This window comes from Helicobacter pylori FD535 (genome assembly GCF_000296015.2).
GTDB classification, from domain to species: domain Bacteria; phylum Campylobacterota; class Campylobacteria; order Campylobacterales; family Helicobacteraceae; genus Helicobacter; species Helicobacter pylori_CT.
The window spans coordinates 1-10,287 of the sequence record NZ_AKHP02000069.1; the positions used below are offsets into that span (position 1 = coordinate 1).

At 39.1% G+C, this 10,287-nt stretch carries 7 protein-coding genes, 1 rRNA gene and 2 pseudogenes; 4 read left to right on the forward strand and 6 right to left on the reverse strand.

The window, feature by feature from the left end; all coding sequences use genetic code 11:
• The first annotated feature begins 521 nt into the window (after positions 1-521).
• A 16S ribosomal RNA gene (locus tag DV63_RS17085) occupies positions 522-2,025 on the forward strand.
• Between the two features lie 1,124 nt (positions 2,026-3,149).
• Here the strand turns inward: DV63_RS17085 and DV63_RS18590 are convergent.
• The 4 genes and pseudogenes from DV63_RS18590 to DV63_RS17110 all read right to left on the reverse strand — a co-directional run bounded on the left by DV63_RS18590 (position 3,150) and on the right by DV63_RS17110 (position 5,244).
• Positions 3,150-3,596 (reverse strand): annotated as a pseudogene (locus DV63_RS18590) (hypothetical protein).
• A gap of 13 nt (positions 3,597-3,609) precedes the next feature.
• Positions 3,610-4,065 (reverse strand): hypothetical protein, encoded by a 456-nt coding sequence (locus DV63_RS17100; protein WP_000897964.1) that lies wholly within the window; start codon positions 4,063-4,065, stop codon positions 3,610-3,612.
• Between the two features lie 8 nt (positions 4,066-4,073).
• Positions 4,074-4,777: pseudogene (locus tag DV63_RS17105) on the reverse strand (toll/interleukin-1 receptor domain-containing protein).
• A gap of 206 nt (positions 4,778-4,983) precedes the next feature.
• Entirely contained in the window at positions 4,984-5,244 is a 261-nt protein-coding gene (locus DV63_RS17110; protein ID WP_000752206.1) for a hypothetical protein, read from the reverse strand.
• Between the two features lie 70 nt (positions 5,245-5,314).
• On the opposite strand from DV63_RS17110, the gene sppA reads away from it, so the two are divergent.
• From sppA to DV63_RS17125, 3 genes are read left to right on the forward strand one after another with little or no spacing between them, the layout of a single operon-like run.
• Positions 5,315-6,193: a signal peptide peptidase SppA gene (gene sppA, locus DV63_RS17115; protein ID WP_000269596.1), complete on the forward strand. Its 879-nt coding sequence runs from the start codon at positions 5,315-5,317 to the stop codon at positions 6,191-6,193.
• A gap of 2 nt (positions 6,194-6,195) precedes the next feature.
• Positions 6,196-7,077, forward strand: coding sequence for a formyltetrahydrofolate deformylase (gene purU, locus DV63_RS17120; RefSeq protein ID WP_000889167.1), 882 nt, complete (start codon positions 6,196-6,198; stop codon positions 7,075-7,077).
• Complete coding sequence (locus DV63_RS17125; RefSeq protein WP_000923345.1) at positions 7,078-9,534, forward strand: hypothetical protein; 2,457 nt, start codon at positions 7,078-7,080, stop codon at positions 9,532-9,534.
• Between the two features lie 210 nt (positions 9,535-9,744).
• On the opposite strand, the gene aapA3 is transcribed toward DV63_RS17125, so the two are convergent.
• Positions 9,745-9,837 carry a type I toxin-antitoxin system toxin AapA3 gene (aapA3, locus tag DV63_RS18765; RefSeq protein ID WP_000824148.1) on the reverse strand — a complete coding sequence of 31 codons (93 nt, stop codon included), beginning with the start codon at positions 9,835-9,837 and terminating at the stop codon, positions 9,745-9,747.
• Between the two features lie 324 nt (positions 9,838-10,161).
• Positions 10,162-10,287 (reverse strand): hypothetical protein (locus tag DV63_RS18770; protein WP_523187936.1); only part of this gene is annotated, 126 nt, incomplete at its 5' end.

Sequence of the window (10,287 nt, forward strand, 5' to 3'; positions counted from 1 at the left end):
AAATTTCAAAATATTTTCCCAAACATTCCCTAGATTTAAGCAAACCTTAAGCTTTGTATGACTATACTTTCATTTCCTTGTTTCAGCAAGGGCTTTTAAAAGCCGCTTGATACCTTACAAGGATAGCTGATTAAAGCAAACGATCTTTGAAAACTAAGCAAATTGATAGAAGTTCTTTTTAAAGGGATATTCTAAAATGATTTTAAGGATGACTTATTATAAAGAGTGAGGGTTTCAATCGCTTTCATTCTATTATGAGAAATTCTTATCCAACGAGTGCTGTTCAATAATCATTGATTGTATGATGATGATTGATGGTTAATTGGCATGAGAGTATTTACTAGGTTAGCGTTTAGCTAAACCTTTTTAAAAAGTTTCTTTCTGTTTTGTTGTTGTAATACTTAAGAACACAACCCGTTTTATTCAATAATCAAATAAAACGAGTTCTTGTGATACGCTAAAGCTGTTGTTAAGAATAACAACAGCCTATCAAAAAACAAAAGAGCTTTAGGACAAACACTTTTATGGAGAGTTTGATCCTGGCTCAGAGTGAACGCTGGCGGCGTGCCTAATACATGCAAGTCGAACGATGAAGCTTCTAGCTTGCTAGAATGCTGATTAGTGGCGCACGGGTGAGTAACGCATAGGTCATGTGCCTCTTAGTTTGGGATAGCCATTGGAAACGATGATTAATACCAGATACTCCCTACGGGGGAAAGATTTATCGCTAAGAGATCAGCCTATGTCCTATCAGCTTGTTGGTAAGGTAATGGCTTACCAAGGCTATGACGGGTATCCGGCCTGAGAGGGTGAACGGACACACTGGAACTGAGACACGGTCCAGACTCCTACGGGAGGCAGCAGTAGGGAATATTGCTCAATGGGGGAAACCCTGAAGCAGCAACGCTGCGTGGAGGATGAAGGTTTTAGGATTGTAAACTCCTTTTGTTAGAGAAGATAATGACGGTATCTAACGAATAAGCACCGGCTAACTCCGTGCCAGCAGCCGCGGTAATACGGAGGGTGCAAGCGTTACTCGGAATCACTGGGCGTAAAGAGCGCGTAGGCGGGATAGTCAGTCAGGTGTGAAATCCTATGGCTTAACCATAGAACTGCATTTGAAACTACTATTCTAGAGTGTGGGAGAGGTAGGTGGAATTCTTGGTGTAGGGGTAAAATCCGTAGAGATCAAGAGGAATACTCATTGCGAAGGCGACCTGCTGGAACATTACTGACGCTGATTGCGCGAAAGCGTGGGGAGCAAACAGGATTAGATACCCTGGTAGTCCACGCCCTAAACGATGGATGCTAGTTGTTGGAGGGCTTAGTCTCTCCAGTAATGCAGCTAACGCATTAAGCATCCCGCCTGGGGAGTACGGTCGCAAGATTAAAACTCAAAGGAATAGACGGGGACCCGCACAAGCGGTGGAGCATGTGGTTTAATTCGAAGATACACGAAGAACCTTACCTAGGCTTGACATTGAGAGAATCCGCTAGAAATAGTGGAGTGTCTGGCTTGCCAGACCTTGAAAACAGGTGCTGCACGGCTGTCGTCAGCTCGTGTCGTGAGATGTTGGGTTAAGTCCCGCAACGAGCGCAACCCCCTTTCTTAGTTGCTAACAGGTCATGCTGAGAACTCTAAGGATACTGCCTCCGTAAGGAGGAGGAAGGTGGGGACGACGTCAAGTCATCATGGCCCTTACGCCTAGGGCTACACACGTGCTACAATGGGGTGCACAAAGAGAAGCAATACTGCGAAGTGGAGCCAATCTTCAAAACACCTCTCAGTTCGGATTGTAGGCTGCAACTCGCCTGCATGAAGCTGGAATCGCTAGTAATCGCAAATCAGCCATGTTGCGGTGAATACGTTCCCGGGTCTTGTACTCACCGCCCGTCACACCATGGGAGTTGTGTTTGCCTTAAGTCAGGATGCTAAATTGGCTACTGCCCACGGCACACACAGCGACTGGGGTGAAGTCGTAACAAGGTAACCGTAGGTGAACCTGCGGTTGGATCACCTCCTTTCTAGAGAAAAGCTTTTAATATTCGCTTATTAAAAGCCCAAGAGTATTACCTGACAAAAGAACTTCTTTTGCTTAGTTTTGAAGGATTGGGCTTATTCTTTCTTTTGTCTTATTTGTTATCTCTTTTATTTTTATTGGTTTTTAACTTTCACGATTTTAGAACTTGACTTCAATGTTGAGTTTAGGTATAATGAACAGCCCATGGTATTTGGAGGTTTTTGTCGTGTATTCGATATGTCTCCTACGCCATAGGTGCTGAAAAGCAAATTCAAAAAAAAGGGCAAGTATGACTAGCTATCAAAAAATCAATGAGAAATGCGACAAGCTTCAAATTGAAAACGCAAAGCTTAGAACTAAAAATAGAAAGCTTAAGGATGAGGTAAAACAGCTAAAGCGTGAAAACAGAAAGATCATTGATGCATTTGAGTATAGGTTGAGTAGATTGGAAAATAGAGTAGAATGCACGCCTATTTCAGATACTAGATATATCGTATCGTAGAAGATTCTTAGTATATTTTGTTGTAGTTAAGTTATGTTTAAATTTAATTTTAAATTTTAAGGAGGAAGGGGAGGATTTCCGCCACCATATCCCTATGTGGGGGAAGTGCTAGATACAAGGGATTCAAAAGCTCTCATAATAACACTATGTCAGATCAAATTTGGATACCGCTATGTTAGATAAATATACAATTAGATTTCTCAAAGCTTGGCTTAAAGAAACGGCTTATTATTTTTAAATAGATATTTAGCTCTTAAGACAAAAAACCACTCATAAATCAACCATTTAATAAGATTATCAAACCAATTCAAAAATGCCAGTGTTTGGTGTTAGTGGGTTATAAAGTCTCACTATAGGGTAAAACATTCAAAAAAATGAGTTTGTAAAAGGAATAAACCCTATCAATAGGACAGAAAGTTTTTGGGATTTCTCAAAAATTCGTTTGAGTGAGTTTAAAGAGATAGATAAATCAACCATTTACTCCGTTTAAAAGAGTGTGAGTTTAGGTATAAGGAAAACTTGTATCAGGTTTATGGGAATGGATATGGAAAGTGGTGGGGTTATTTTGCGATACTCTAAATCCTAAAACGCTCTAAAAGTTATCGTTTGATTGAAGTCAAGTTATTTTATAGCCAACACTTCATTAAAACAGAATTAAAAACAAAACCATAGCCCACCAAGCAAAGACCTAACATCCAATAAGAGAAAAGGCTAAACGAAAACATGGAACATAAGAATTGCGTGCACCGGCAAGTTTGATGAATGGGAAAGACTTCAAACAACCTTTCATCGGTTTTAAGCCTGTTTTCTATCAGCTATTGCTCCCTAAACAACCTTTCTTGCGTGAGATAATAAGCGTCTAAAAGATAAAAGCATGTTAACAACGCCCCTAAAACACACAGCCCATAAAGATGAGAGATCGCCTCTATTTTGAGGGATAAAACCCCCACAGCGAGCGCGAGTGTCCATTTCTTGCACTCCAAAGAATTTTGCGCCATTCTGTTGATAACGCCCTGCAAGATTTTAAGCTCTTCTGTAAGGATTTTTGCTCTGTCTTTTGGGGTGTTATCCATTTATATCCATTACTTATTCGTTAAAAGTAAAAGTCCAGGAGCCTTTATCGGTCTGTATTTCTGCTTCTATAATATTGCACCCTTGAGAAATGCCCTTTAAACTTTCTCCAAATTTAAGGGTTTGAGGTTCCATCATCACACCTTTTTGCTCTAATTGAGAAATTTTATTCTGCATGTCTACTAACCTTTTCTTATTTTTTATATACTCGTACGCACTTGCTTCATCTTTAAAGTCTTGCACAGAAATTGATCGAGCATATACTTGAGAAAATCTGACGACACAATTACCCCGATTAAGCTTCACGCCTTGAATAGTAACGCTATCTGCTTTGGAGATGATTTGAAACTCACCCTCACTATTCGCACTCATTTCAACCGGCGATTCACCGCCACCATCACCCCCACAGCCCACCAGACACAGTGCTAAACAGCTCGTGCCCAGTAATTTTTGATAAGTTTTAAAAAGCATGCTTGTTCCTATGAATTGATTATATGTGATAGTTCGCTAAGGGTTATAGTTTCTAGATGTTCTAAAAATGGTGATATATTGTGACTAACTTGAAAGCTCTCCATCGCTATAGTTAAGCGACTCTTGTTGCTAATAGAATGAGTGATTTTTAATTCTTCATAAATCCATGCTGAATGAGTGATTTGTGATAGCCCTTGATTGGAAACGCTGTTTTTGCTTTGTAAAAATACGAAGTAAGGGCATTTTTCAATCATATCTTGTAAAGACTCTCTGAGAATGAGCGTGAAAGCGTCTTCAATCTTGCTTGTATCATCGTATTCTGCCAATTTGTTTAAGACATCGTCTTTATAATCCCAAAAAAGCGAGTCTATAAATACGCATTCTGTATCTAGGTATTCTTCCAAATAGCCTTTAACCTTTAAAGCCTTATTTTTATCCGCATGCGAATGCGAGAGGAACGCTTGAGTGCTTTCTAGCTGCGGTTTTAACGGGTTAAAAAGGCTTCTTTAATTTTATTGTGGTTTAAAACGATGTCATCGTTAGAATATTGGGCGTTTTTAATGAGTTTGTCAATTTTTTTGGCCGCTTCATTAACTTGATGGACTTGGTTGTTAAAATAGCGTGCACTGGGTTTTAAAATAATATTTTGATTTTCACTGCTATCTAAATCAACCTTAAAAGCTTTCGTGGTTTTTTCTTTAATTCCACTCATTCCAAACCTTTATAAACACGATTTTAAGTTCTCTTTAAAATCCTTTGATTATAGTAGACTTAGACTTAGCTTAAGAGTGCTTGAATTTTGGGGGTTTTAAGGGCTGTTTGAGTGCTAAAAACCACCGCTAAAAAAAGCCTTTTTACCAACAAAAAGGGCGTATAAAATACAATGACCTTAAAAAGCGCAAAAACAACAAATGCAACCTAAAAAACCTCTTCGCATGCCTTTTTGTCTTTATGGAGTAAGCATGCTTTTTGCAACTTTATGAAGCGTTTTTTCCTTTCTTCTTCGGTCATATTGTCAGGCTTTTTAATAGGGTATGAAAGAGGGTGCGAAAGCTTTGAAGTGGGGGTATTGAATTTGGGTGCATACCCTAGTTTATTGACCGCATAAAAGCCTAAAGCAGCGATTAAAATAAAAATCCAATCTGTTTTTCTGATCTTAGGGCAAAATTTACACGCCATGATTTAATCCTTAAAACATTTGAAGTATAATACACTCTTATGGTCAAATCTTTAAGTCTAGGAAAACCGCATGTGGAGTTTCATTCAAAAAATTTTTAAGGCTTTAATCATCGTGCCTTTAGATTTTATCACGAAGTATTTCAAGTCGTTTGTGCTGTTACTCATTATATTAGTCTTTTTTAGCGCTAAAGAAAGCGCGCCAAGCGCCCCGCCCAATCTCGCTAAACTCTATTTAAATGGGGCGATTTTTAGTGCAGAAGATTTTGACAAAGAAGTGGATAAAATCTTAAAAACCCCTAGCATTAAGGGCGTTTTGCTTTTGATTGACTCTCCTGGTGGGGCGGTGTCAGCGAGCGTGGAATTGAGCGAAAAAATCGCTGATTTGAAGCAAAAAATGCCCGTTTTAGCGTATGCTAGGGGGATTATGGCGAGCGGGAGTTATTATGCGGGCATGCAAGCGAGCGAAGTTTATGCCTCTAAAGCGAGTTTGATAGGATCCATTGGGGTGATCTTTTCGGGCGCGAATGTGGAAAATTTGCTCAATAAAGTCGGCGTAGCCACTCAAGGCGTGCATGCGGGCGAATATAAAGAGATAGGCACTTTTACTAGAGCATGGAAACCTAATGAAAAAGATTTTTTGCAAAATTTAGTCAATGAGCAATACCAAATGTTTGTGAATGATGTTGCAAAAGCCAGGAAATTAGACGCTAAGGATTATAAGGATTTTGCTGAAGGGAAGGTCTTTAGCGCTCAAAACGCTCTAAAATTAAAACTCATTGATAAAATCAGCACGATTAAGCAAGCCCAAGATCGTTTGATGGAATTGAGTAAGGTTAAAAAAGCTTATTGGCTAGAAAAAAGCCCTATGGAGCGCTTCATTGAAAAAGCCACGCAATCAGCCACAAACATCATCACGCAAGCGTTTGGCTATCAATTATTAATGAGATAAAGATGTTAGAATTTATTTTAAAAATTCAGGCTAGAGACTCTAAAGGCTTGGTGAGCGCGATTAGCACCACTATCGCTAACAAGGGCTATAGCATCGTCAAAAACGATGAATTTGTTGATCCCTTAAAACAGCGCTTTTTCATGCGGCTAAAAATCCAAAAAGAAATTAAGCCCTTGAATACTGAAATTAAAGAGCAAGAAGAGCGATCCTTAAAAACCGCTCTTTTTAAAGCCTTAGAAAACTTTAGCGAGCTGTTGATTGAAGTCATTTTAACGCATAAAAAAAACATTATTTTACTCGCTACTAAAGAGAGCCATTGCTTAGGGGATTTGCTTTTAAGGGTGTATGGGGGGGAGTTGAACGCTCAAATTTTAGGCGTTATTTCCAACCACGAGATTTTACGCCCTTTAGTGGAAAAATTTGACATCCCTTATTTTTACGCGCCTTGCGATAATCAAAACTTGCATGAAAAAGAGATTTTAGCGATCATCAAAGACCTAGAATTAAAACACAAAGTGAGCGCGGATCTGCTCGTTTTAGCCAAATACATGCGCATTTTAAGCCATGATTTTACGAAGCGTTATGAAAATCAGATTCTCAATATCCATCATAGTTTCTTGCCCGCATTCATTGGGGCTAACCCTTACCAGCAAGCGTTTGAAAGGGGCGTGAAAGTCATCGGGGCCACGGCGCATTTTGTGAATGAAAGCCTTGATGCTGGGCCGATTATTATACAAGACACTTTGCCCATTAACCACAATTACAGCGTGGAAAAAATGCGCCTAGCGGGTAAGGATATAGAAAAACTGGTTTTAGCTAGGGCGTTAAAACTCGTTTTAGAAGACAGGGTGTTTGTGCATGAAAACAAAACGGTGGTGTTTTGAATGCTTTTAGATTGGAGCAACCTCAATGAAGAACCCCTAAAAAGCCAGATCAAAGCCGAGTTCTTTAAGGATAAAAAATTCCTTTATAGTGGGGATAAGATAGATTTCATGCTAAGCTATAAACACCCTAACGCCATCTTACCCATTTTATGGGGCGAAGCTAAAAGGGGCAATTTTGACGATTTAGACAAAGCTTTCACGCAACTTCTTTTAACCATAGGCAAGCACAGGCTTTATACCCACCACACGCCACCTTATTTGTGTGCTTTTAACGCTTTTAGAATGGAATTTATCGCCTTTAATGACACGATCACAAGCTTTTTTTATAAAAGCGATATAGATTTTTCTATCGCCCCAAGCAACCACAACACAGAAGGTTTTAAACACGCTTTAAATGCGTTTAAAGCCATGTGCAAATCCCATAAGTTGGTTTTTGATTTTAAAAACCAAAGCCAAGAATGCAAAGAATTTATTAAAAATAATTTAAACTCCAGCCATCTACTCAACAAAATCCAAATTGATAAAAACAATTTCTTTACAATCTATCAAAAGTGGCTCGAAGCTGTCAAACCCACCATTGACATAGATTGGGAGGTGGCTAAAACTAAAGGGATTTTAGACGCAGATTATTATTTAGCGGATTTGCTCAGCGATGGCGATAAAACCATTATTGAGAAATTGCAAACGATTTTAAGCTCTAGTTATTATAAATTGAAAAGGGGTGTGAATGAGTTAGGTAAAATGAGCTTTATAGAAGTTGGTTTCAAAGACGGCCAACAAGCCCACAAAGAATTTTGGAGGATTTATGAAAGACCTCCTAAATTAGAGTTTCAAGCTTTTATTTTAGAGCGGCGCGATTTGTTAGTGCCAAGCGATGTGAGGGAAAGGAAAGGGGCGTTTTTTACCCCTAAAATCTGGGTAGAAAAGAGTCAAGAATATTTAGCTAAAGCTTTGGGGCAAGATTATCAAGAGGACTATATCATTTGGGATTGCGCTGGGGGGACTGGGAATTTGCTTTATGGTTTATTGAATAAGGTCAATTTGTATCTATCCACTTTAGACAGCAACGATGTGGCGATCGTTAAAGATCTGGCTGCAAAAAACCACTTAAAACTACTAGAAAATCATGTTTTCCAGTTTGACTTTTTGAACGATGATTTTAAGAGCGATAAAACGCCCAAAAGCTTGCAAGAAATCTTAAAAGACGAAGAGAAACGAAAAAAACTTATTATTTATATCAACCCGCCTTATGCGGAAGCGGGCAACAAAGCCAAAATGAGCGGCACGGGCGAACACAAAGCCAAAGTCGCAAGAAACAATAAGACTTATGAGGCCTATAAAGATTTTTTAGGGTCTGGGGCTAACGAACTTTTCGCTCAATTCTTCATGCGTATTTACAAAGAATTAAACGGCGTTATCCTTGCAAGTTTTTCAAAGTTGAAAAACTTGCAAGGATCTAATTTTAAAAAATTTAGAGAAGTTTTTAAAGCAGAGTTTAAGGGGGGCTTTATGGTGCCAGCAGACACTTTTGATAATGTTAAGGGGCAATTCCCTATCGGCTTTTTGGTGTGGGATACCGCTACCCCCCCCTTAAAACCAACCAACGCGCTCAATTTAGAAGTGTTTGACTCGCGTGGCGGATTTTTGAGGTATAAAAATATTATTAATGAAAATGTCAAAAATATTCATAAGTGGTTGAAACAAAAAGAGAAAATTGAAAGCATGGAAATTTTAGGATACATAGATACTCCTACTCCAGACTTTCAAGGTTCACCTTCTGTTGCCATTATCAATAATAAAAATTCTTCTAAACGCCATAGTGTGTATTTCGCTATTACTGGCAGTAATATTCTATTGGGAAGCGTATTTTTCTCCATCCGCCATTGCATCAAAGCCACATGGCAGAATGATAGGGATCAATTCTACGCCCCCTATGACGATGCGTTCCAAGACGACAGCGAGTTTAAAAAAAATTGTTTGGTTTTCATGCTTTTTCATACCCAAAACCGCATCACTACCACTCAAGGGACTAACCATTTTATCCCCTTTAGCGAAGATGAAGTTGAGTCTAAAGAAAGATATACTAGCCACGCTTTATTAGACTTTTTAAAGGGTGGGATAAAAGAGGATGGCGATAGCCTCTTTTTAAACGCCAAAAAAGAAAACAAACCGCTAGAATTCAGCCCGAGCGCTTCAAAGGTGTTTGACGCTGGCAGAGAGATTTATTGCTATTACCACGCCCAAGATTTCACAAACCGCCCCCGTAACGCTAACGCAAGCCTTTATGACATCAAAGAATTTTTTCAAGGCCGTAACATGCAAGGCAAATTAAATTCACCCGCTAAAGCTAAAGATGAATACTACAAACAGCTTTACGCTAACTTGCAAGACGCCCTAAAAGATCTCGCCAAAGAAATACAACCTAAAGTCTATGAATACGGGTTTTTAAGGGAGTAGTTTTTAAGACAAATAATCAAAAAGCTAAAGCAAGCGGTATTTTTTAAAAGCGCTCTATGAGAGGATTTAGTTTTATAGGGGGAGAATTGTTTCCACCCTCTTAAGAAAATAAGTTTTACAACAAAATGACCAACGCCCCAAAGTCAAGGACAAACCCACCCACAAGGAAACCCCCAAGCTTTTAAACTTAGGGGAACGCTCTTAGAAAAATCAGCGTTTCACAGAAACGATCACTTTAAGCCCTAAAAAAGCAAACTCAAAGTATAATGTTTTCCAAGAGCGTTTGCCACTTTTGCGTTTCATGGCATGCTCCTTTTGACATAGGATTTGCCCCATAAAGCCACTTATGGGGCGTGATAAAATCCTACAACAAAACCTCTTAAAACACCCCTAGATCGCACCAGATACGCAAGACAAAGTTTTACGCCCCATTAACGACCACTCATCAATAAGCTTATCTTTATTGGATAGAAACAGAGCCATTTGACAATCATAAAAAAGAGGGATTTTAAAAGTTTAAAATCTAATGGGGTTAAAAGGGTTAGCTTAAATGGATAGATTTACTAGATTAAAAGAAAGGGTTAAAAGCCAGGAGTAGCCCTAAGGCCGCCCCCACAAACGCCCCAATCAATATTGTTGGTTTTGTTGTTGTGCTTTTTGTTGTTGTTGTTGGTGTGCTTGTTGTTGTTGTTGAGCTTGTTGCTCTGCTTGTTGTTCGGCGTGTTGTTGCGCGTTATGGTGGTGGTGTTCGCC

What these genes read in the sequence shown, in the direction of transcription:
- DV63_RS17100 (WP_000897964.1), bottom strand. Translation starts at nt 4,065, where the DNA reads ATGCTTTTTAAAACTTATCAAAAATTACTGGGCACGAGCTGTTTAGCA.
- DV63_RS17110 (WP_000752206.1), bottom strand. Translation starts at nt 5,244, where the DNA reads ATGGCGTGTAAATTTTGCCCTAAGATCAGAAAAACAGATTGGATTTTT.
- sppA (WP_000269596.1), top strand. Translation starts at nt 5,315, where the DNA reads ATGTGGAGTTTCATTCAAAAAATTTTTAAGGCTTTAATCATCGTGCCT.
- purU (WP_000889167.1), top strand. Translation starts at nt 6,196, where the DNA reads ATGTTAGAATTTATTTTAAAAATTCAGGCTAGAGACTCTAAAGGCTTG.
- DV63_RS17125 (WP_000923345.1), top strand. Translation starts at nt 7,078, where the DNA reads ATGCTTTTAGATTGGAGCAACCTCAATGAAGAACCCCTAAAAAGCCAG.
- aapA3 (WP_000824148.1), bottom strand. Translation starts at nt 9,837, where the DNA reads ATGAAACGCAAAAGTGGCAAACGCTCTTGGAAAACATTATACTTTGAG.